The organism is Flavobacterium sp. OHVDL-2026-0007 (assembly GCF_059882335.1).
Map to the genome: position 1 here is coordinate 44,466 of NZ_CM187612.1, position 21,632 is coordinate 66,097.

Consider the following 21,632-nt stretch of genomic DNA (forward strand, 5'->3'; position numbering starts at 1 on the left):
GCTTCTAATTTTGCTTTTGAAGAACACAAATGACTTTTTTAACAGTATTGGGAGAAACATTAGTTAGGGTTCCAATTTTTCTTAATGATAAATTTGGATTTGCTTTTAACTCCTTTACCACCTTTTTATGCTTAGCTAAAATTACATCATCCGATTCAAAGGTGTCTTTTTGACGCCCTTTATATGCCCCCCTCAAACGAGCTTGAATTATCCCTTCAGCCTGTCTTTCAAGAAGGGACGATTTTTCCAAACTCGAAAGCTCAGAAAGGATAGTCGTAATTAGGTTAAATACTGGATTGGCTTTACCGTTAATCATAGATTCAAGACCTAAATTATCAATCTTAACAATCACACCCTTATCAAAGAAAAATTTTAGTGTTTGTAACACGTTTATGGTTGACCTTCCAGCTCTATCTATTGCGTGGAATGAAACGTAATTCACTTCTCCAGCCTCAACAGCCTCAATAAGTTTTTTCCCAGCGGGTCTTTCACTAAATGGAACAGAACCACTAACAATATCAATAAATAATTTTTCTTCTGGGTGGGCTATTGCCAATTGGCGATAATTTTTTTGCCCACTAGTACTTTGTCTGACATACCTACCTTTAATCATAATTTATTCTTTTTATGTGCAATATTAGGATGGTATATTTTGCACGGTTTTTTTAATGAATTTATTGAGCTTAAGTTTTACAGTGCCATTCAAGTATAAAGTATAACCTAATTTTGCACAGGATTGAAGATTACTTACCTTCAATCCAATCTATAACAGGAACCAACATATCACAGTAAGCACCTTCAAAAGTTTTAACGACCTCACGATTTTTGTTGATGAATATTATTGTGTAATCATCAACCCATCTTAAACAAATTTTTACCCAGCCTTGGTGAAGTAAACCATTGATTTGGAAAGCCAACCCACCTTCATAATCTTTACTTTCGTTAATTGCTGAAAAGTTTTTAGCTCCCCAAGCCATTAAAGCACTTCTATCAGCATATTTAATTTGGTCTAAAATTGTTTGAGCTATTTCCATTGTTCTTGATGTAGTTTCCATGTTTTCTTTTTTTAATTGTTAATCTAATGCTCCAAAGCTTCTAATGTATTCTTCTGTTGTACTGCAATTGAAAAAACTTTCAAATTGTATAGCAGTTACTGATTCTGTTTTGATTAATTCAGTAAGAGCTTTAATTGATTTCGCTCCAACGATTCCTGCTTTAGTCCAAACTTGATTAATTCTGAAATCATTTCCTTTTTTCTCTTCTTCTAAGATTGCATTACCAAATTCTTTCAAGTTAAAATATGGTCTATAACCATTTCTAGTAACCAACTGAAGAGTTAAACCTCTCAAATTTTCTTTGATGTCTTTAATTTCAGATTTAAATTCAGTTGCTTTCATAAATCAAGTTTTACTTTATTAATACAATGCAAAGTAAAGCATAGCTTGATTAAAAAGCAAATAATACTTCATTTATTTTATAAAAATTAAGTGACACTTTATTTTTGTTATATTTGTAAAAAATATAAGTATGGAAATTTTAAGATTAAAGGAATTGATGGCTCAAAAAGGAGTGAGCCGTGAAGAATTAGCAAAAAAAGTTGGGGTCTCGATGACTACGATAAGTAATATAAATTCGGAAAAGAATTTACCGACAATACATTTGCTATTGCAAATAGCTGAAGGCTTAGATGTGGATATACGAGAAATGTTTGTTCCAACTAAAGGAAATTTAGTTGTACAAAGTGAAATTGATGAAGCTAGAGACCTAATTAAGAAAGGACTTGAAAAATTGAGTGCTAAAGAAAATTAATCCAAGTTAATAGTAATCGATTTTAAACTACCGTTAACAAATTTACCTACTCCTAAAAAGTCAAAAGGAAGTCGTTCATGTAAACTTTGTGTTAGAGTGGTATTTTTGTAATTTTCTCTCCCCCTTGCATATACAGAAATTTTATGAATACTATCATTAGGTTCTACAAAATAAGCTTTTCCATTTCCTGTATCAGTATTGAATAAAAAAACTTGGAAAGTATAATCTTTAGGTTTTTCATCTATAAGAATTATATCTTCCGCTTTGAATTCGTCTAAATTGAAAAGTCTTTCATCAATGGTAAAGACCAATTCATCATTAATTGATGCAAAAGGTATTTCGTCTCCATTATCAGATATGTTAATAAATTGAATGTTTTCAAAATCACTATTATATTCGATGTTTTTTAAACCATCTATGGAATAATTAATTAAATCAATTAATTTATGTTCTACACCAGCTTCTGGAGTAATTCCTTTTCGGTCATACAATTCTTTAAGCTCATTTTCCAGTGTTTTAAATTTTTCCGAATCAACATTATCTTTTTGAAATATATCAACATTTTCGTTAGGAAGTTGATTGAAAACATAGTTAAAGTAATTATTAAGAAATAAATTTATTTCTTCTTTTGGAAAGTCTAAAAGACTTGTTTGTATTGGTTCTGAAACTTCTATTTTAAAATTTATTTTAAAACTACCTGTTTTTAAAGCTTCAACATACACAACTCTCTCGAAGTCCAATTCATTAATAAACTCTGTTGAGGATTTTAAAAAATCATTAAACGAGGAACTTACCGAAATTAAGCTTTTTGTAGAAATTTTATGTTCATCAGCTAAACCACCTTGCATGCTAACAGAGTAATTAAAAGAAGGTTCAAATATGATATCAGGACAGAAAGAATTTTCTAGAGGATGGAACTCTTTAGGTATTTCATCCAAATTAACTAGATTACTGCTCAGTTCTCTCAATCCATAATCATAATCAACAATAAAAAAACTATCGTTTGTTTGTAGAATGTTTAGAAGCGATAATTTTTTATTCATAAACTCTTCATACTGAATTTCAGTAATTAAAGCATTTATAAATCTCAGAAATCCTTCGTCATCATCATCAAACATTATGCAACATAAAATCCTATTACCAAAACTATTGGTTCCAGTGTAAATTATATCATATTCTCCATCATTATAAAGCACAAGTTTGTTATTTACAATTTTATGTAAATCCTTAATAAGCGTTTTATGTCCTTCTATTTTAAACATTATTCATTAAGAGGAATTGAACCTATATAATTTATTTTACTTATATCAAATGCATCACATTTGTAAAAATCATGATGGAACATATTATTTTGGCTTGGAGTACTTTTCACTAAGCCATTTTTGTCCCCTAAAGTTACAATTGAACAAACAGGTTTATATCCAGGAGCAAGAGGGAATATTTTTTTATAAATATCGACAACATCATTTAAATTACTATCATCTGGATGAATGGCACTAAGCGAAACGCCTTTTTTTGAACAAACTTTTTTACATTCGGTATGATTATCATCCCCCTTTTCCCATTTACTTTGAAAATTTGCTTCAGCGATTTTAGCCTTATTTGTTTTCAAAGCGAATTTGGAAGTACTGTCTTCAATAGCATCTTCTAGACAATTACAGTTTGGATTTTTAATTATTTTATCGAATGTCATTTATTGAATTTTCCTATTTATGTTTTTTAGTGCTGTCCAAATCTATGAATTAAATATTAATTTATAAGAATTTATTTCTAGTTTAGAGCATAATCTTCAATATCTGCCAATTCAGTAGCAACAATCATTTTACTTCCAATGGCATTAAAATGTCTTTCTCCGCATTTTATTTTTCCAGCTTCTTTTGGTCTTAAGTCAAATAGCCCTGTACTACCTTTTGATTCTACAACAAAATATAGCTTTTCATCATCTTGGTCTTTCCACATGATAGCCCAATCAGGATTGTATGTTCCAAGTGGGGTATCAATCTTAAACCAATCTGGAAGTTTCGCATATACAGATATGTTATCACTATTTTCAAACTGCTTTGCCAGATTTGATTCTACATTGGAATCATAAACAACATAATTGTAAGGAGATTTTGAACTCTCCTTTAAATTGCTTTTTAGATAACCAAAAAGCTCTTTGTTTTCAAACATTTCTTGACTGTAATATTCTGCATCCCCAATTTTTTTATAGCTAATTCCATCAATGATGTGCAAGTTCATTTGTTCGTTGATGATGTCAATACAGCCTTCAATAAATTTTTGAGGATTGATTTTGAAGTAATCCAATTTATTGATTTTAGTCAAAATCGTTACAATTGACTTTCTGGTCAGTTGTGTTTCATTCTGAAGGTAGCTTACGATATCTGGTAATCTTTCTACCTCATCTTTGATACTTGTAGTCTCGCTATTAGGGCTTATTTGTGCATCAACTCCACCAGCATTAATTGAGATAGAAGCTTTAGTATAAATTAGTTTACCTCTAGTAATTTTTAAACGGTCATTGATAGCATTAATACATTCTTTAACCAAAGAATCAGAATCAAAGTTTACCGAAAATGTAGTTTTAAATTTTACCTTTTCCCATAGTTCTCTAAACTCTGGACTGTCTAAAATTCTTTTATTTACGGTCACTAATTTTTTATCTGCTTGGTTTTTTATTTCAAGTCTTCCAGCAGTTTCTTTTAATGTGTTGATGATTTGATTTAGTACGTGTTCCTTAAATTCTTCAGGAATAACAACAGTTTCATCCCTTAAATCAATTTTCAGCTTGTCTAGAACTTTTCCCTTTTCATCAATATAACCTTGGCTTATAAGATGTTTGAAGAGTTCTTCTGATTTTTCTTGACCTAGATAAACTGTGTCCTCGTCATTAATTTCCACTACAATATTTCCGAAACTATGTTTCTCAAGGATACCAAATTTGATACCTGTTTCTTTTTCAATCTCTTTCTGGAAATTATCTACAAATTCAGCATAGGTTTCCGTTGCCATAACCGTTAAAGTATTCACTTCATGTCCATATACACGTTCTCCTAATTGGTTTACACACAAACGTAATCCACGACCTATTTCTTGTCTTCTTCTAATTTCGGAACCACCAGCATCTTTTAAAGTACAAATCTGGAATACATTTGGATTATCCCATCCTTCTTTTAAGGCAGAATGCGAAAAAATGAAACGTAATTTTGAATCGAAACTCAAAAGCATTTCTTTGTCACGCATGATAAGATTGTAGGTGTCCTCATCTGCATTGGTGTTTCCTTTTGTATCCTTAAAGTATTCGTATTTATCTTTAGAACTGCTTTTTTTAGATTTTTTATCAATAGAGAAATAACCGTTGTGAACTTGATTTACCTCAACATCAACGTCATTTATCTCTCCAAATAAACTAGCGTATTTTGGTTTAGCTATTAACTTCAAATACTCTTTTTCGAAAATTTCAGCATATTCACCATTGGCAACATTTCCATCTTCATCATATTGACGGTATTTGCTAACAGAATCGATAAAAAACAATGATAGTACTTTGATTCCTTGAGGGTTCAATACTAATTCCTTGTTTAAATGCTCCTCAATTGTCTTGCGAATTAAAGCGGTTTTTATTTGCTTATCATCCACATTTCCTATGGCTTCACCTAGCTTTATAACTTCGTCTTTACTGGTAAAATCGATATATTCATTTAAAGCTACGGCATAAATATCTTTCACAATGTAGCCTTCGTATTCAGCTCTATCAGTAATTTGTTCTAAATCTTCATTTTGTTTTACCAGAACCATTTTTCTCGAAATACTTCCGTTTTTAAAAATATCCAGTTCCAACTTTGCTACTGGAAAACCTTTTGAGACTTTTACCTCAACCAATCTGATGTAAGCATTGTTGTTGATTCCTTCAGTTTGTACCGAACCAACTTCAATTTGTTTAACCAACTTCTTTTCATAAGCATCTACAGCATCAAGCTTGTACATCATGTTAATTTTCTCGTCTTTGCGGTGAGTTGCTGAGTATTTTACTACTGCTAACGGGTTTAGCCCTTGAATTGCTCTTTTTCGAGTTTCTGTACTTGTTGTAGTTTGGGGTTCATCAATATAAACGACTGGATTAGTATTTCTAATTAAATCCAAAGGTTTATATCCTAATGAGTCGTTGTATCTGTGAATTATGTTTGCGGTTTTCTTTTCGTCTTCTGGTTTGTCAAAACTTTTTGCGAAAGCATCAATATTGATGACCATAATTTCTAAACGGTCATTGGTTGCAAAATCCCTCACTTCATTTAATTTACTGGAATCGTAAACAAAGAAATTGTAGTTGATGTTATCATACAATTCTCTTAAATGCTCCTTGGTAATTTGTAGTGATTTATAAACCCCTTCTTTAATTGGGATTGAAGGAACTACAATGATATGCTTAGAAAAACCATATTTTTTATACAGTTCAACTATGCTTCTCAGGTAAACATAAGTTTTACCTGTACCAGTTTCCATTTCAATGGTAAAATCTAATTTTTTTCTATCTATTTCAGCTCTAGTTGAAGGTTTTAATCCATTGGACAATTGAATTCTCTGCGTATTTTCAAGAATTTGTCCTTCTGTTAAAAGTAATCGGTTTCCATAACCAATTTCGGTAAATTCCAGATTCTGCTGTTTTGCTAAAAATTCTGGGGAATATACCGTAAAATTAGATTCACATTTTTCTTGTCCACTGAAAATATCAACGATAGCTTCAATGGCTTCTTGCTGGTAGTTTAACGTACTATCAAATTGTATTTTCATTCTTAAATACTCTTAATTTCGTTAATACCAAAGCGCTTCAAAGTTTGAACTGAATTTGTTTTCTCAACATCACCGAAACCTGAGTCCTTAAAGATAACTCTACATACTTCTGGTTTTAAGACTTCTTTCCAAGCTCCAATTCCTTCTGCTACTTTACTAGTAATTCCATCGGAAAGGCAAATAAACAAGGCTCCAAAACCAACACTAAATACTTTTTTACTTTCGATGATTTTTACTTCGATTGGTAAGGTCAAATCCAGGCCGTATTTTAATAATATTTCAAACAATACATCTTCTTCTGTGCGACCTGCTTTAATATTGTCTTGAGAATCAAATAAATTATCTACTAGATTATCTGGATTGCCATCCCAACCCTTAATATTAGAACTATCTAATTTAAAAACTTTGAAACCTAAGTCTAAATCTCTTGCTTTTTCAGGATTTTCTTTTGCAATTTTTATTCCAGCTTTACGAATACGTTCTTTGCCAATCTCAGCTATTGTTTTATATCCAGCATTATTGGCTTCACTTTTTTCATCGGTTAATTCTGGAAGTTGAACCTGAATAAATCTTAAATTATTTAGTTCTTCATTATTTAATTCAAAAGTAGCATGTGCCGATGCACTTGACCCTGAAAAAAAATCAAGAACAATATCATTTTTAATACAAATTAACTTTATTAATCTTTTTAATAAATTAGTTGGTTTAGGAGTATCAAAAACATTAACACCTTCAAATAATTCCAGTATTTGTTTTTTTCCTTGTTTATTAGTTGCGGTGTTATCCCAATAGTTAGTAGTAGGTTGACCTTTGCTTTGATGGGCATAGATTACTCTTTGTGGAACACCACAACCATCTGCTCCATAATAAACCAACTTTTTACTAACTAGTTCATTAAAACTATTTTCTGGATATGCCCATAATCGGTTATGTGTCGTGCCATTAGGATTTGTAATTTGATAAGAGTATCCGCCTCCAGAAAGCCCCATAGAAACTGTAATAGGTACTGGTCTCCATTTGCCTTCAATAAATTCTTTTGTTGGTTCTTTATAACTTTTATCAATGTAATCCTGTGATAGAGACTCACTATTTAATGAAGTTAAACTTGACTTTCCATATGCTAATATATATTCTCCTTGTATAGCTACATTTTTAGAATCACTTGATATTTCCTTTTTTCGTTTCCATTGAATACAAGTGATGAAATTTTCTTCTCCAAAAATCTCATGTCCTATTTTTTTTAAATTTTCTACTTCATTATCATCGATACTTATAAAAATCATCCCATCATCTTTTAAAATATTGCGTGCCAATCGCAAACGAGGATACATCATATTTAGCCAATTGGAATGATAACGTCCGTCACTTTCTGAATTGGTAGTAAGCTTATTACCTTCACTATCTACTTGACCTGAAATCTGTTGATAATTTTTGAGATTGTCTTTATAATTGTCTTTATATACAAAGTCTTTTCCTGTATTATAAGGAGGGTCTATATAAATCATCTTCACTTTACTAGCATAACTTTTTTGAAGTAGTTTCAAGACTTCTAAATTATCACCTTCGATGTATAAATTTTCGGTTGTATCCCAATTTACACTTTCTTCTTTTGCAGGTCGTAATGTTCCTGTACTGGGTTTATGGGCTTCTCTACGAGCTTGAGCTTTACCAGCCCATGTAAAACGGTAATATTCATCTTCGTCTTCTATCTCATTGCCTAAAATATCTTGTAGCACTTTAAAATCAATTTTACCTTCAGTAAGTACTTCAGGGAAAAGTTCCTTTAATCGTGCAATATTCTCATTTACTATATCTAAACTTTGAGTCAGATGGTCTCCTTTTTTTATCTTTTGCATCTTCATTATTTTTTCCAAATTGTTATTGATAAAGATGATAAATCCTTAGCTCTATCCTCAATACTTATTTCATTCCAACTATCAAAAGAAGTATATTTTGTTGTGATTGGCAAAGTCGAAAATTGATTTAAAATAGTTTTTTTATTTAACCATGCTGAATTACGCAATTTACTATTCAAATTTTTTGTGATAATTGTTAGATTTCCAAGTGTCAACAATTTGAAGTTTCTATGATTTATTTCATCTCTAGTTGATACATCGTTCCAGTTTTGTTTCCATTGTTTTGGCATCATATGCTCAACAGAAAAAGCTTGTGAAGACAAAGCGGTCAAATCATTCAAAACGGTATTAATTTGAAATAAGGTTATAACAAACAAAATTTCTTTAGCATGTTGATTACTCAAAACTGAATTAGCAAAACCCGTTTTGAATTCCTCATCATCTGGAAATTTGCTCGTATCTTCATTGTAACCGTGTAAAATACCAGAAAGTCTTTCCGTGATTGACATTTCATCAGTCTCTTTTAATTGCTTAATAAGTGATATAAATAGATTATTATAATTTTTAGTCGTGAATCTACAAACTGCTCTGCGTACTAAATAGCTTTCTAATAAAGCTAAGCATTTTTCACGTTCAAATAAATCGGTTATATTATTGTAAACAAATAAAATCAGCGGATAAATCGTTGTTATATTTAGATTTTCTATTACATGAAAAAACCTTTTTTCATTATCGCTAAAACGCATGTTATTTAACTCAGTACCTGAAGGTAAATTAATATAAATTTCAGCATAATTTTTTAAGGTTTCTAAAAACAGTTTTTTCTCTTCAAAATTCTTTGAGCTTAGCCATCCCTTATAATCTTTGAACAAATGTTCTAACGAAACATCTTTTTCTTTTTCTATAAGTAAATAACAGTAAAGCAATACATCTATGTTTTCTCTATAAACTCTACCAGCTGTTTTTTTAGTGTTCCAAAATTTTACCGTTTCTTCATCAGCTTCAAATACATCTTCCCAATATTCTTTATATAAGTTTTTAGTTTCAGTATCATTAAAAATGTAATTTTTCAATAGTTCTGAAGTTGTTAATTTTACGCCTAAAGAATTAATCGTGTCAAAAATTTCTTGCTCATCATCATGTAATTCTAAAACCATGTTGATTGCTGGAAATTTATGGAGCAATGTGAAATTCAGATTAAGAATTTCTTCATTTGTCAACGGGCTAAATTTTTCTCTAAAATATAAATAAGTATCTACAATTTTACTGTTAGTAGTATCTAAAATATCATCATTATTTCCGTCAGATTGCATTATTAAATCAAAAGATTTCCTGTCCAATCTGTTATGAATTATTCTATAATGAATCTTTCCATACGCATCTTTAAAAAACAGTGTGCTATTTAAATTTTCGAAAAGATTTTGAGCGTTTTCTTGACTCATGTCAACGCTATTAGCTAAAGCTTTAATTAATATTGAAAATGTTGTCATTCTCTGTTGACCATCAACTAAATCATATTGAGCAGTCATTTGCGTACTTGAAAGACTATTTTTTGTTATAATTGTTCCAATAAAGTGTTCTTTTTGTGGATTTACTTTATTTTCTTCTCTAGTCTCAATTAAATCTTCATAAAGAGTTTCGCAATCTTCTTTTTTCCATACATATGGTCTTTGAAAAAAAGGTATTAAATATTGGTTTGTACCTGTATTAAATAGTTTAATTAGATTTTCTTTACTAATATTCATTTCTTGAGATGTTTATTTTAATTTTTTCAATTTCGTTTCTTTTTTTCTGGATTTCAACATTTAAGGAAACTCTAGTGTTGAGTTGTGTCTCCTTTTTAATTTGGTTTGACAAAGTAATGATTTCTTTTTCGATTCTTTGTATTGTTTCCAGATGTTTTAAGTCATCTTCGGTTCTTGTTGAACTTCGTTTGTTGAAGGTTCCCGTAACCATTGCTGCTTGAAATTGCACAATAGTACTGGTGTAATTTTTATAGGTTGTTTCTAAGTTAGTTTTGTCTAATACTGCAAAATCCAACCCTTTAAAAAAAGCATCGACTAACTCATTTTTGTATAATTTTGAAACAATGGGTGAGTTGATAAATGCCTCAATAGTTCGTTTTGATTTATCATTTTGATTTATTTTTTTGTCGCAAACGTTTACTACAAATTCATCAGCATTTTCAATCACCAAAACAATTGGATATGGAATATGTTTCTGGAATAAATTAGTCACTTTATCAATAGTACCTTTTAAAATACTTCCTGATAGTGTACAAATCATTACTTGAATTTCTTCGAAAATATAGATTTCATTTTGGAATAAAGCAATATTAGAGTTGGATGGTTTAATAGTTGCTAACCATTCCATCATGATAATTTCATTCAATATTTTTTTGTCAGCAGAACTCAATTCAAAGTTTCTTATAAAGAACGCTTTGCTTATTTTCTTGCTGATAATTGCTCTATCAGGTATGTTTAGTATTTTATTGTAACTAAAACTCATCGCTTATTTAATAATCAGATAGCTGATTAATTCTAAATTTTCTTCCTGATTAATAACTGAACTCACTAAACTAGTTCCACCAGCAGTAGCCAATGAATCCAGTCCTACTTCTTCCTGTACACCAATCACTTCTTGAATAGCGGTTTTTAGAAGATTGGCATAAACCTCCATTTTTTTACTTGATTTGGTTTCTTTGTCAAATTCGGCAATTAATTCTGGAATGATTCTATCATTACCCATTGCTAATTTTCTAAAATAGTCTAAAGCGATTTTGGTTTGGGAAGCTTTGATGATTTCGGTACCATCAACACTAATATAAACCAAAAAGAAAGGGTATAAGATATTATTTTTAAGTTTAGAAGCAAAGTCTTCACTATTGCCTTTTAAACAGAAAACAACACCTTGTTTAACATGTTCAAGATTTGACTTAACTATTGCGTATGATGCTTTTGGTATGTGTTTCAATTCTTCTAATTCAGAATCGGTGCTTTTCTCTAAATCTATTTTAAAATCATTAAAGGTTAAATCCGTAATTGATATGTTTCCGTGAACATCCTCAAGGTCTATAACCTGATTTTGTAGTTGTTTCAATTGTTGCTTGCGATAATCTAAATCTTGCATTTCACGACTATTTTGAGAAATAATATTATCTTCTCCAGTAGCAGAAACATCTAGCATAACCATTCTTCCCTGAACACGAGCCACCAAATCTATAAAACTATCTAGCTCCATACTTGGGAAAAAATTCACCAATTGGATATTATCATTTTTGGAACCTATACGGTCAATACGTCCAAAACGTTGAATGATACGAACTGGATTCCAGTGTATATCGTAATTGACTAAATAATCACAATCCTGAAGGTTTTGACCTTCAGAAATACAATCGGTACAAAACAAAATATCTATTTGATTTTTCTCATCAGGATAAATTTCAGCTCTCTTTTTTGACAACGGAGAAAAGTTAGTCAAAATGGTATTCAAATCGGTTTTGCACTTTGGCATATTGGTCTTATTAGTACCAGAACCAGTAACCAAAGCAGAATTTAAACCGTGTTCCTTTTTTAACCAATCGTGTAATTCGTTATATAAGTAATTTGCAGTATCAGCAAAAGCCGTAAATACAATTACTTTCTTGTTATTATCATTGATTGGGTTATGTAGTTTTTCTTCAATTATATTTTTAAGCTCTAGTAATTTAGCATCTCGTTCCACATCAATCAACTTGATGTTTCCCATTAATTTAACCAGAACAGCCTTGTCTTGTTTCAGGTCTTGCTTCCATGCAATATTGTCTAAATCCTGAATCAATACTTTGGTCTTACCTCCAACCAATAGGTCTTCTAAATCAGTATCATCAATATCAATATTGTTGATATCTAAATCAAAATCCAAAGTTCCAGATTGATGATTCTCTATTTGTTTTAAGTTGGAATCTATAAAATTAATTAATTTCTCAACCGTTAATCCAAAGGAATGAATGGAACTTTCCAAACGTTTTAAAAGATTTACACGCATCAAATAAATTAAACTCTGCTCACGGTCAACTTGCTTAAAAACGCTTCCAGTACCTGTTTCCATGTCATATCTGGCTTCGTATTCCTCTCTTTTATCAGCTCTTACATAAGCTAGAGGTGTATAAGATGCTAAAGTAAGGGTACTAATTTCATCATAGATTTGCCCTATATCGCTAAATTGATTTTTAGTATCAATTTCGGGAGTTAGAGTTATTGGCATTAATCTATTTGGAAAATTACCAATATCTGACATGTCATAGTATTTCTCAATATGTTTACGAGACCTCGCAATGGTTAACATGTCTAATATTCTAAAGTAGGAACCATCCAAGCTTTCCATTAATCCATTGACATCAAGATTGTTTGGGTCTCCATTTCTATACCATAAGGTGAATTTTCTTTGGGCATCCTTCATTACCTGACTGATACTATCAATACCATATTGACTAAAATAGCGGTCATTCCCTTCCGTAATAAAAGCGACTTGATTTTTCAAATCGTTCATTTTATTATTTACAGGAGTAGCCGATAACATCAATACTTTTGTTCTGATATTCGCTTTTATCACCTGATTCATTAAACGCTTGTAACGAGTCATTCCATCCCTTTTATTGGGATTATTTCTGAAGTTATGGGATTCATCGATAACAACTAAATCGTAATTTCCCCAATGGATAGTCTCTAAATCAATATCACCTGATTTCCCTCTTTCTCTGGTCAAATCGGTATGATTTAAAACATCAAAATTTAAACGGTCTTCAGCAAGTATATTCCTCTTGTCGTTGAGGGTATAAACCGTCCAGTTTTCTCTTAGTTTTTTAGGTGCAAGAAGTAAAACCCTTTGGTCATTCCTCAAAAGGTAATATTTTATTACTGCCAAAGCTTCAAAAGTTTTTCCTAAACCAACAGAATCAGCAATGATACAACCACCATAAGTTTCTATTTTATCAATGGCACCAATTACGGCATCCTTCTGGAAATTGTAAAGTAAACTCCAAATTTTAGAATTTTTAAATCCTGTTTTTTCTAACTTTTCATCGGCTCTTTCATTTACTGTTGAGTAATGAAATATTTCACGAATACTGTACTTGTAAATTGCTTCTGCTGAAATAGTATTGGTTCCTTTCTCTAATAATGCTTTTACTGCATCATTTAAGACAATCTTGCTACTGTTCCACGCTCCATTAAAATAATTCAGATATTGATTTTGAATGTCTTCAATGTTATTTATAAAAATTAAATTCTCATCATTGATAGTTCCCAAACATACTGAATCAAGGTCTAAAGGTGTTAAGAAGAAACAATTAGATATCCCATCATTTTCCACAATCAGAATGTTTTGATTACCAATTCCACCTTTTCTAATTTGAATTTTATCATCAATTAGCCCAAGCACTTGGTTTATTCGGTACTTTCGGTCTAATAAAAGGTTTAATTTATTTTCCTTTTCATTTTGAATAAATCGAAAATCATCTTCAGCATCAAAATTATTACTCAACAGTAAATGAATTTGATTTGACTTCGAGAACATGTCAACTAATTCAAATAAGGCAAATGCTGTAAAATGGTTGCAACTTATATAAATATTTGAATTTGGAGTGATTAAAGTCTGAAGTTCTTCAAGTAGTAATCTACTTTTGTTGTCTATAATATTCATTATCAAGGTTAAAATTGAGAATAATTTTTTGGATGTAAGCATATAAATGTAGTGTGTTTTGTATGTTTTTTTGAATTTTTCTCTGTTTTTTTTGGAAACAAACCATTAAGTTATTAAAATTCAGAGTTTTAATTAAATAGTATATTCATTTAAAAATTCACAAATGGAAAACGCAATCATGTTACATAATTTGGCTCCCAGTGATTTGGAGGAATTGATTAGGAAAGTTGTAGATGAACAATTGGAAGCATTTAGAAAAAATAACTCTATTGAAAAGCCTGATGAGTTATTGACCAGAGAGGAAGCTTGTTTACTACTTAAAATTAGCCTGACTAGTCTTTGGAATTGGACAAAAAAAGGAAAAATTATAGCCTATGGAATTGGCAACAGGGTTTTATATAAAAAATCTGAGTTGATGGAGAGTTTGGTTAGGATTAACTAATTGGGTAAGTGATATTATAGGTTAAATAATTTCAAATGTAAAAAAATATAGGGAGTTTGAACACAGTTTCATAATATTAGATTGAGAATTGACTAAAAAGGGCAGTTGAAGGGCTAGAATCGATGATTTGTATCAATCGATGACTCGCTTTTACAGGAGTGTGTGAGGGAATAAGGGAGGTATATAACGGCTTAATTGTTTAGTTTGGTACAAATAAATAATAGTTTTTTTTTAAAAGTATTGACAATTCTTTTCATGTTTAGTATATTTATTAATAATGGTAGTAATACCGTTAGCTGGGTTCCAAATGGTAGCTCCATTTGGTTCTCTCCCCAGCCTAAACAATGAGAGAGAGAAATAACAAAGAGAGAATACTATATTTATGAGTGTTAAATACACAAAATACAGAAGTTTTTTACTTCCTAAAGAAGTAGTTGAAGTACTATTTTTAACAGCACATCACATACCATTACAAGACAATAAAGAATCTGAAATCATTGTTGGATTGTCAATCATTAATGAAATACTATCAAAATCTAATCAAAACAGAAATTTAGATGATGATTATGGTTTTCATTGCATTCCAATGGATTCAAGATTCCTTAAACCAAAATATGGAAATGATTACAATAATTATATTACATGGTTAATAATTCATAATGTAATTTGGAAAGACTTTTATTTTGACAATAGAACCACACACTACTATCTACAATCAAATGAAACCTACATTTCTAAAATCAATTCCTTATGTAGGGAAAATGATATTCCAGTAGAATCTATAGGAGAGGTTATAGATACCTATTGTTTACGAGATAACATTGAAATATCGCTGGAGAGCCATGCTATTAAAGGAATTAGTGTCAATCAAAAAAATAGGATTTTCAATACATGGTACCGAATTAAAGTACCGATTACAAAAACAAATAAGAAGTTTTTGACCAAGGATTATGAGGTGGACTCTACCTATATCAATAATGCTCCAAAGCATATAAAAAAAATGGGGAGCCATTATCGAAAAGGATTGAAAATACAATATGAAGAAGCAATTGAACATAGTGAAAATCGTTATTTAAAGGAGTTATCTGAAGCTAAAAACAGTAAAGAAGAAGTTTCTGCATTCAAACGCTATTCTTCCCGTATTTCAAGCATAAATGCAATTCACAATGGGAGTCTAAATAAAACGCTCCGTTTCAAACGTAATTCTAAAAACAAAAGATTGGATACCAATCTAACTAACATGGCTTCAGATTTGAGACCTTTCCTTGTTGGTTACGATGCTATGAGCTATTTAGACCTTTCTAATTCCCAACCTGTATTATTTAATATTTTACTTCAATCATATCGTAAAAATGCTTCAGAAGCTTTATTGAACGAAATTGACAATTATTTCTCAATTACCACATCTGGAAAGTGGTATGAATGGTTGCAAGGTCTTTATGGTCTAAGTAGAAATGAATGTAAAGAAATTTGGATGAAAATTGCCTATTCTGAAAATCCTCATAATAAAGAAGTAAAGAAAATATTTCAACAAGAATTCCCTCTTATTTATGCTCATATAGCAGAGATAAAAAAAGAAAATCATGCAAATTTTGCTATAGAACTTCAGAAAATAGAAAGTAAAATTTTTATTGATGAAATTTGTAAAGAGTTGGTTTTTAATAATATTGTACCTTACACATTGCATGATGGACTATTGGTTCCAAGTGAACATGAGAAGGCAACACTGAAAATTATGCAATCAATATTAAAAGAACGACTTGGAGCCATACCACTTATAAAAATTGAATAAATAAGTAATATTTTTTGCTACCTTAATTACCCTTTTTAAACATTTTATTATCTTCGTTAAAAAATATTTATATGCTTGCTATTTATTGTCGTACATCCAAAAATAAAGTCGATGGAACCGATTATTCAATAGAAACCCAGCAACAGGGTGGTCTAAAATTGGCTAATCAATTGGGTTTGGAATATAGATTTTATGTGGATGAAGGAATGAGCGGAACTTTGGCTATTGAGGATAGACCATCATTAGCTGATATGATGTCTGACTTAAAAAAAGGAACCATAACAAATATTTATTGTATTGACCAGTCAAGAATTGAGCGTAATTCAATAGTTTGGGATATTTTTTCAGCTGAATGCATAACTCATCAATGTAAATATTATCCAAATGGAATCGAATTTGACTTGACTAATGATGAGAGTGTTTTTAATTCAAAATTGATGTCGTTAGTCAATTCGTACTATGCTAAAATTACATCTAGAAAAGTAAAACTAGCCAATCATAACAAAACATTAAAAGGTAAAACACATGGTATGAAGCCGTACGGCTATAAACGTGATGAAGAAAACAATTTTAAAATTTTTGAAGAAGAAGCTCAGTACGTCCGTAAAATGTTCGATTTATCACTTCAAGGAATTGGTAGCTATACGATAGCCAATATCCTAAACGATGAAGGAGCACCAACAAAATTTAATAGATTTAAAGGAAAAATAAACAGGAAAAATAAATTCACAAAAAATATTACAGAATTTGAAAAAAGCAATGTAAAATGGAGAGGAAATGTAATTCATGACATGCTAAGAAATCCTATATATAAAGGGATAAGAGTATGGAATAAGGGCGATATTGATAGACGAATTGATGTGAAAATAAATGTAAAAATAATTGAAGATGAATTATGGGATAAAGTAAACGAGAATCTCCCTAAAAACATTAAAAATGTTGGGAAGAGAGCAGAGTATAATTATTTATTAAATGGAATAATTATATGTGGACATTGTGGCAATGAAGTTCTGGGAAAAAAAAGACCTAAAGGAAATGACAACTCATATAAATGTAAAGGAAAAAGACCGCCACACAAAAATTGTAATGAAAGTCGAGCAATTTCGCTTCCTAAACTTGAAAATTTTATTATTCATCATCTATTTAAAACAAAAAACTTAAAAGATTTATTGATTGAAGCTCCAAAAAGTAACTTATCTATTCCGCTTAGACAAAAATTAGAACAAAAAAAGAACGAACTAATTGGACTTGATAAACAAATTGACCGTTTAGCAAAATTACTAAAAGACCCTGAATTAGAAGATGATGAAACTTTCATAAATGACTATAAATCATCTAAAGCAAAAAGAATAAAAATAAATTCTGAAATTGAAGACTTACAGATGAAAGTTTTAGAGATTGAAAACGAAACAAGAAATTCAAGAACTAAAACTTTAATAGAAACATATACTGATGATATTCAATTTGCTGAAATAAAGCGTTTAGTACATTCACTAATTGAAACTATTGTAATAAAGCATACTAAAGAAGAAAAATCTGGATATTACTCTATAGAAATAAAATATAAAAACTATTCTGAGAAATCTTTGTTTATGACAAATTGGAAAGCTCTAGATTGGATATGGCGTTTTTATTATAGAGAAAAAGCTCTTTCAGAAGAACAACTTACTCAAGACATTGAAGATTTAAAAGCTACTTATGAATTTAAAGGAATTCCTTTTGATGAAAATGTAGATTTAGTAGATTATGAAGGAGCCAATGTCGTATCCTCTATGCTTGGAGATGATGGTATCCAGCTAAATCCAAGTGAACTAATTTTATTTGATTAATTAAACATCCTAATTACCTGTATCTACATATTGATTCTCTTGGCTGCCGAATTATTCAAAGGGTCTGAAATGTGTTTCTGTGTTCGGGCTAAATGATCGATTTCAAAGAAGGCCTTTTTGAATTCGTGTATGCTTTTTTGCAAGCTGTGTTGTTCTTGGTTTTTGGCAAAAAGAGCTTCTAAACCCTGATGATTTGTATAAATGTGCTGTAGGCCTTTGATAAAACCAGCAAAATCATTTCCATTAAAGGTGCGATGAACAAAATTTTCAAGTCGTGCTAAATCCTCCTCCGTATGAGACATCACAAAGTCGTAGGGTGTATTACCCATTAAATCCATCATCTGAAGCGAATTCTTGATAATCATTTTGCGATTACCCCAAGCAATAGTAGCACTTAAGAAACCAGCTATTTCAATGTCTTCTTTGTGAGTGTATAAGTGAGGGATTTGAACAGGGTCACTCTCAATAAAATCAAGATTGTTGTATTGAGTGACTTTTTCGTCAAGAAATTCTTTAAGCTCTGATGGGGTCATTTGGGTAAAATTTTTAGTGTAAAAGAGAACTTTTACGTGTAAGCCATGAGGAGTAATGTGACTGTCTTAAAAATATTAAGAGAGAATTTGTCCATCGGACATGACTAATTTCCTGTCGGCCATGTTGGCTAACTCTTCATTATGGGTTACAATGACAAAAGTTTGTCCAAATTCATCGCGAAGTTGAAAAAACAATTGATGTAGATTTTCGGCAGAATGGGTGTCTAAATTTCCAGAAGGTTCATCGGCGAAGATGACGTCTGGTTTGTTGATTAAGGCTCTTGCTACGGCCACACGTTGCTGTTCACCGCCCGAAAGTTCATTAGGTTTGTGATCAATACGATGTGATAAGCCTAAAAAGTCTAATAATTTTTTGGCTTCTGCTTCAGTTTCTGCTTGTTTTTTACCTGCGATATAAGCAGGAATACATACGTTTTCCAGAGCGGTAAACTCAGGTAAGAGCTGGTGAAATTGAAAAATAAAACCTAAATTGAGATTTCTGAATTTTGACAAGCCTTTATCATTGAGGTCTAAGATATTTTCTCCGTTTATAATCAACGAGCTATCCATTTTTGATTTTGACGGTTTGTCGAGTGTTCCTAAGATATGCAATAAAGTTGTTTTTCCTGCACCAGAAGCGCCCACTATTGAAACAATTTCTCCTTTTTTAATGTGCAAATCAACTCCTTTTAAAACCTCAAGTTGATCGTAGAATTTATGTATGTTTTTTGCGTGTATCATTTTGAAACTGTTTCTACAAAGAAACAAAGATTAAATCGATATTAAAATGAGTTATAACAGAATTTTGGGAACATTTTTTGGGATAAACTGCCAGGAAGCAAAAGTAAATCATTAAAATGAAACGGCTTAAAAGGAGGTGTTCTACTGGTTATACAATTTAGGAACGAAATTTGATTTGTGAGTCCTACATCGCTGAAATAGTGATAAGAATATAAGTAAATAGCTTATAATGCCTTATATTTGAAGTAACTCAAATTTTAATAGTAGCTAAAATGGAAGATAAATTGTTAGTAAGAGACGATAAAATGAAAAAGCTTCTTTTGGGGTTGCTTTTTGATGGTATAGGGATGCTTTCGTTTACGATTCCTTTTCTGGGTGAGTTTTCGGATGTGGTTTGGGCACCTGTTGGGGCTTTTTTAATGACCAGAATGTATAAAGGAAGAGTAGGGAAGATAGCAGGAATTTTAACCTTTGTGGAAGAGATAATACCTTTTACCGATGTGATTCCTTCTTTTACCCTAACCTGGATTTATACCTATTATTTTCAAAAAGAAAATAAAGAAATTTAGTCTTTGAATAAAAAGCCAAGCCCCATACTGTTGAGCATTTTCTTTTCGAAGTTCCAAAAGAATCGAAATTGTCCAAAAAGGGTTCCGATGGCCACTAATAACACCTGGTAAATTGGAAAAATGACAACCAAACGAATCAGAGTGAACCAAAATCCGAAATCTTCTTTGGTTATACCTAACCAAACGCAAAACGGTTTCGATAACCAAGCTGAAGTGGAACCGGTGACGGCAAATACAATAAATATGAGGGTGAGTTGTAGATTAGAAGTAATTCCCCAGCGCTGTTTTAATTTATTCATTTCTATTTATAATGATTACAAATATAAGAACATTATCTCAAAGGGACATAGCCAGCAAGCTTTTGTTTGTAGGTGTTTTGAAAGTAAATCATATAATTATAAATGAGATAATTGACCTCATAGCCATAATTGATGTTGGGGCTATAGTCGATAGTCATCTCGTATAAACTAGGATTGAAACGTTGTGGTTGTGCCACACGACTGTTCCATTCTGTTACAAACATTTGATTTTTGCTTTCCAAGTAGGATTGGGTATAGTAGTTTCTAGGAAGTGCTCTTGAAGCCAACCAAGTGCTAAAGCCATTGTCTATAATAATCACTTCATATTGTAAGGAATCATTTTTAATTCGTACGGTATCGTTTACCCCTAGAGATGATTTAGGATCAGTAAATCCTGTAGTTTTGGTGCTTTTTGAGGCAGTTGAACAGGCGACTATCGTCAACAATAGGACTAATATGCAAATGATTTTTTTCATGGTACTTTGAATTCAAACTTAAATTTACGAATAAATCAGGAGAATCTTTTACTATTTAACAATAGCTTTAAGAGTGTTGATTGAAGCGTTTTTTTTAGTTTAGTTGAATTAAAGAATAGCAAAAGCTTTGCCATTTTAGCTTTTTTGAGAAAAAACAAAGCCGTTTACCGATATACAGTAAACAGCTTTTTCTATTTTGTGTTGTAGTAAACTCCTTGTTTAGCAGTTTAATTTGATTGCCTTTTTCTTGTTGTTTATTTGCCAAATAGTTTACCTAGTAAGCCACCTAATCCTCCGCTTTTGGTCAAAGCCATGGCGTCACTGATGTCTACTTTTCCATCTGCATTTTGGTCCAATCCAAATTGCATACCGTATTTTGAAATGGTGTCCATAATACCTGAAGCTTGTCCGCTGTTTCCTGCAATGGCGCCTATGATATCTGAAATTTGAAAACTACTATCGTTTGGATCTTTAGCTTTATTTACTAAAGAGTTTAATATTTGTGGAATGGCACTGGCTGCTAAGCCTGAAGTGGTATCGCTGCTTAATCCAAATTTTTCACCAAGACTTCCTGTTACTTGTTGTGTAAGCTGTTGTACTACTGGGTTAGAACTGTCGATAGGTGTTTTTCCACTAAAAAGACCAGCTAGTTGTTCTGCTCCGCCTTCTGAAGCAATTTTTTGCAGTCCAGCGAATATAGAAGAGCTTGTTTCGTTTACTACAGCTTCATTGTCTTCATTTGGGATCGCACTGTTATTGGTAACCGCATCACCTGCGTATTGCTGTACTAATTGTGTTAATTGATCAAACATG

Annotated in this window: 19 protein-coding genes and 1 pseudogene; 5 read left to right on the plus strand and 15 right to left on the minus strand. The window is 31.2% G+C overall.

The annotated features are described in order from the left end of the window. Positions 1-4: 4 nt before the first annotated feature. The 3 genes from AC51AA_RS00205 to AC51AA_RS00215 all read right to left on the minus strand — a co-directional run bounded on the left by AC51AA_RS00205 (position 5) and on the right by AC51AA_RS00215 (position 1,397). The gene (locus AC51AA_RS00205) at positions 5-613 is read right to left on the minus strand and encodes a recombinase family protein (protein WP_500703729.1); all 609 of its coding nucleotides are present in this window, start codon (positions 611-613) and stop codon (positions 5-7) included. 130 nt (positions 614-743) lie between these two features. Further along, positions 744-1,055 (minus strand): hypothetical protein, encoded by a 312-nt coding sequence (locus AC51AA_RS00210; RefSeq protein WP_500703730.1) that lies wholly within the window; start codon positions 1,053-1,055, stop codon positions 744-746. A gap of 18 nt (positions 1,056-1,073) precedes the next feature. Then, positions 1,074-1,397: a hypothetical protein gene (locus AC51AA_RS00215; RefSeq protein WP_500703731.1), complete on the minus strand. Its 324-nt coding sequence runs from the start codon at positions 1,395-1,397 to the stop codon at positions 1,074-1,076. Positions 1,398-1,527: 130 nt separating this feature from the next. Here AC51AA_RS00215 and AC51AA_RS00220 point away from each other — a divergent pair, with 130 nt between their 5' ends. Next, complete coding sequence (locus AC51AA_RS00220) at positions 1,528-1,809, plus strand: helix-turn-helix transcriptional regulator (protein WP_500703732.1); 282 nt, start codon at positions 1,528-1,530, stop codon at positions 1,807-1,809. On the opposite strand, the gene AC51AA_RS00225 is transcribed toward AC51AA_RS00220, so the two are convergent. The 7 genes from AC51AA_RS00225 to AC51AA_RS00255 form a co-directional block, all read right to left on the minus strand. After that, positions 1,806-3,071 (minus strand): hypothetical protein, encoded by a 1,266-nt coding sequence (locus AC51AA_RS00225; RefSeq protein WP_500703733.1) that lies wholly within the window; start codon positions 3,069-3,071, stop codon positions 1,806-1,808. The genes AC51AA_RS00220 and AC51AA_RS00225 overlap by 4 nt on opposite strands. After that, positions 3,071-3,502 (minus strand): hypothetical protein, encoded by a 432-nt coding sequence (locus AC51AA_RS00230; RefSeq protein ID WP_500703734.1) that lies wholly within the window; start codon positions 3,500-3,502, stop codon positions 3,071-3,073. Before AC51AA_RS00230 ends, AC51AA_RS00225 begins: the two co-directional genes overlap by 1 nt. Before the next feature lie 77 nt (positions 3,503-3,579). Further along, complete coding sequence (locus AC51AA_RS00235) at positions 3,580-6,600, minus strand: type III restriction-modification system endonuclease (RefSeq protein WP_500703735.1); 3,021 nt, start codon at positions 6,598-6,600, stop codon at positions 3,580-3,582. A gap of 2 nt (positions 6,601-6,602) precedes the next feature. Continuing rightward, positions 6,603-8,456 (minus strand): site-specific DNA-methyltransferase, encoded by a 1,854-nt coding sequence (locus AC51AA_RS00240; RefSeq protein ID WP_500703736.1) that lies wholly within the window; start codon positions 8,454-8,456, stop codon positions 6,603-6,605. Between the two features lie 5 nt (positions 8,457-8,461). Then, entirely contained in the window at positions 8,462-10,201 is a 1,740-nt protein-coding gene (locus AC51AA_RS00245; RefSeq protein WP_500703737.1) for a DUF262 domain-containing protein, read from the minus strand. Beyond that, positions 10,191-10,964: a DUF4391 domain-containing protein gene (locus tag AC51AA_RS00250; protein WP_500703738.1), complete on the minus strand. Its 774-nt coding sequence runs from the start codon at positions 10,962-10,964 to the stop codon at positions 10,191-10,193. The genes AC51AA_RS00245 and AC51AA_RS00250 overlap by 11 nt, the downstream gene beginning before the upstream one ends. Positions 10,965-10,967: 3 nt before the next feature. Further along, on the minus strand, positions 10,968-14,138 hold the full coding sequence (locus tag AC51AA_RS00255; protein WP_500703739.1) for a helicase-related protein: 3,171 nt from the start codon (positions 14,136-14,138) through the stop codon (positions 10,968-10,970). 163 nt (positions 14,139-14,301) lie between these two features. On the opposite strand from AC51AA_RS00255, the gene AC51AA_RS00260 reads away from it, so the two are divergent. The 3 genes from AC51AA_RS00260 to AC51AA_RS00270 all read left to right on the plus strand — a co-directional run bounded on the left by AC51AA_RS00260 (position 14,302) and on the right by AC51AA_RS00270 (position 18,201). Beyond that, positions 14,302-14,580, plus strand: coding sequence for a helix-turn-helix domain-containing protein (locus tag AC51AA_RS00260; protein ID WP_500703740.1), 279 nt, complete (start codon positions 14,302-14,304; stop codon positions 14,578-14,580). Positions 14,581-14,962: 382 nt separating this feature from the next. Further along, complete coding sequence (locus tag AC51AA_RS00265; protein ID WP_500703741.1) at positions 14,963-16,372, plus strand: hypothetical protein; 1,410 nt, start codon at positions 14,963-14,965, stop codon at positions 16,370-16,372. A 71-nt stretch (positions 16,373-16,443) separates the two neighbouring features. Then, entirely contained in the window at positions 16,444-18,201 is a 1,758-nt protein-coding gene (locus AC51AA_RS00270) for a recombinase family protein (RefSeq protein ID WP_500703742.1), read from the plus strand. 26 nt (positions 18,202-18,227) lie between these two features. Here AC51AA_RS00270 and AC51AA_RS00275 read toward each other — a convergent pair. Together AC51AA_RS00275 and AC51AA_RS00280 are read right to left on the minus strand one after the other, a co-directional pair. Next, positions 18,228-18,734 (minus strand): annotated as a pseudogene (locus AC51AA_RS00275) (DUF2400 domain-containing protein); the annotation flags it as partial. Positions 18,735-18,809: 75 nt separating this feature from the next. Then, a complete protein-coding gene (locus AC51AA_RS00280; protein ID WP_500703743.1) occupies positions 18,810-19,475 on the minus strand; it encodes an ABC transporter ATP-binding protein in 666 nt (221 codons plus the stop codon). Between the two features lie 272 nt (positions 19,476-19,747). Here AC51AA_RS00280 and AC51AA_RS00285 point away from each other — a divergent pair, with 272 nt between their 5' ends. Then, positions 19,748-20,044 carry a hypothetical protein gene (locus AC51AA_RS00285; protein ID WP_500703744.1) on the plus strand — a complete coding sequence of 99 codons (297 nt, stop codon included), beginning with the start codon at positions 19,748-19,750 and terminating at the stop codon, positions 20,042-20,044. On the opposite strand, the gene AC51AA_RS00290 is transcribed toward AC51AA_RS00285, so the two are convergent. The 3 genes from AC51AA_RS00290 to AC51AA_RS00300 all read right to left on the minus strand — a co-directional run bounded on the left by AC51AA_RS00290 (position 20,041) and on the right by AC51AA_RS00300 (position 21,631). Beyond that, positions 20,041-20,343: a DUF6787 family protein gene (locus AC51AA_RS00290; RefSeq protein ID WP_500703745.1), complete on the minus strand. Its 303-nt coding sequence runs from the start codon at positions 20,341-20,343 to the stop codon at positions 20,041-20,043. The genes AC51AA_RS00285 and AC51AA_RS00290 overlap by 4 nt on opposite strands. 32 nt (positions 20,344-20,375) lie before the next feature. Continuing rightward, a complete protein-coding gene (locus AC51AA_RS00295) occupies positions 20,376-20,819 on the minus strand; it encodes a DUF6146 family protein (protein WP_500703746.1) in 444 nt (147 codons plus the stop codon). A 254-nt stretch (positions 20,820-21,073) separates the two neighbouring features. Continuing rightward, a complete protein-coding gene (locus AC51AA_RS00300; RefSeq protein WP_500703747.1) occupies positions 21,074-21,631 on the minus strand; it encodes a DUF937 domain-containing protein in 558 nt (185 codons plus the stop codon). Position 21,632: the final 1 nt, after the last annotated feature.

Coding starts and splice junctions, on each gene's coding strand:
- AC51AA_RS00205 (WP_500703729.1), bottom strand. CDS start 613: ATGATTAAAGGTAGGTATGTCAGACAAAGTACTAGTGGGCAAAAAAAT.
- AC51AA_RS00210 (WP_500703730.1), bottom strand. CDS start 1,055: ATGGAAACTACATCAAGAACAATGGAAATAGCTCAAACAATTTTAGAC.
- AC51AA_RS00215 (WP_500703731.1), bottom strand. CDS start 1,397: ATGAAAGCAACTGAATTTAAATCTGAAATTAAAGACATCAAAGAAAAT.
- AC51AA_RS00220 (WP_500703732.1), top strand. CDS start 1,528: ATGGAAATTTTAAGATTAAAGGAATTGATGGCTCAAAAAGGAGTGAGC.
- AC51AA_RS00225 (WP_500703733.1), bottom strand. CDS start 3,071: ATGTTTAAAATAGAAGGACATAAAACGCTTATTAAGGATTTACATAAA.
- AC51AA_RS00230 (WP_500703734.1), bottom strand. CDS start 3,502: ATGACATTCGATAAAATAATTAAAAATCCAAACTGTAATTGTCTAGAA.
- AC51AA_RS00235 (WP_500703735.1), bottom strand. CDS start 6,600: ATGAAAATACAATTTGATAGTACGTTAAACTACCAGCAAGAAGCCATT.
- AC51AA_RS00240 (WP_500703736.1), bottom strand. CDS start 8,456: ATGCAAAAGATAAAAAAAGGAGACCATCTGACTCAAAGTTTAGATATA.
- AC51AA_RS00245 (WP_500703737.1), bottom strand. CDS start 10,201: ATGAATATTAGTAAAGAAAATCTAATTAAACTATTTAATACAGGTACA.
- AC51AA_RS00250 (WP_500703738.1), bottom strand. CDS start 10,964: ATGAGTTTTAGTTACAATAAAATACTAAACATACCTGATAGAGCAATT.
- AC51AA_RS00255 (WP_500703739.1), bottom strand. CDS start 14,138: ATGAATATTATAGACAACAAAAGTAGATTACTACTTGAAGAACTTCAG.
- AC51AA_RS00260 (WP_500703740.1), top strand. CDS start 14,302: ATGGAAAACGCAATCATGTTACATAATTTGGCTCCCAGTGATTTGGAG.
- AC51AA_RS00265 (WP_500703741.1), top strand. CDS start 14,963: ATGAGTGTTAAATACACAAAATACAGAAGTTTTTTACTTCCTAAAGAA.
- AC51AA_RS00270 (WP_500703742.1), top strand. CDS start 16,444: ATGCTTGCTATTTATTGTCGTACATCCAAAAATAAAGTCGATGGAACC.
- AC51AA_RS00280 (WP_500703743.1), bottom strand. CDS start 19,475: ATGATACACGCAAAAAACATACATAAATTCTACGATCAACTTGAGGTT.
- AC51AA_RS00285 (WP_500703744.1), top strand. CDS start 19,748: ATGGAAGATAAATTGTTAGTAAGAGACGATAAAATGAAAAAGCTTCTT.
- AC51AA_RS00290 (WP_500703745.1), bottom strand. CDS start 20,343: ATGAATAAATTAAAACAGCGCTGGGGAATTACTTCTAATCTACAACTC.
- AC51AA_RS00295 (WP_500703746.1), bottom strand. CDS start 20,819: ATGAAAAAAATCATTTGCATATTAGTCCTATTGTTGACGATAGTCGCC.
- AC51AA_RS00300 (WP_500703747.1), bottom strand. CDS start 21,631: ATGTTTGATCAATTAACACAATTAGTACAGCAATACGCAGGTGATGCG.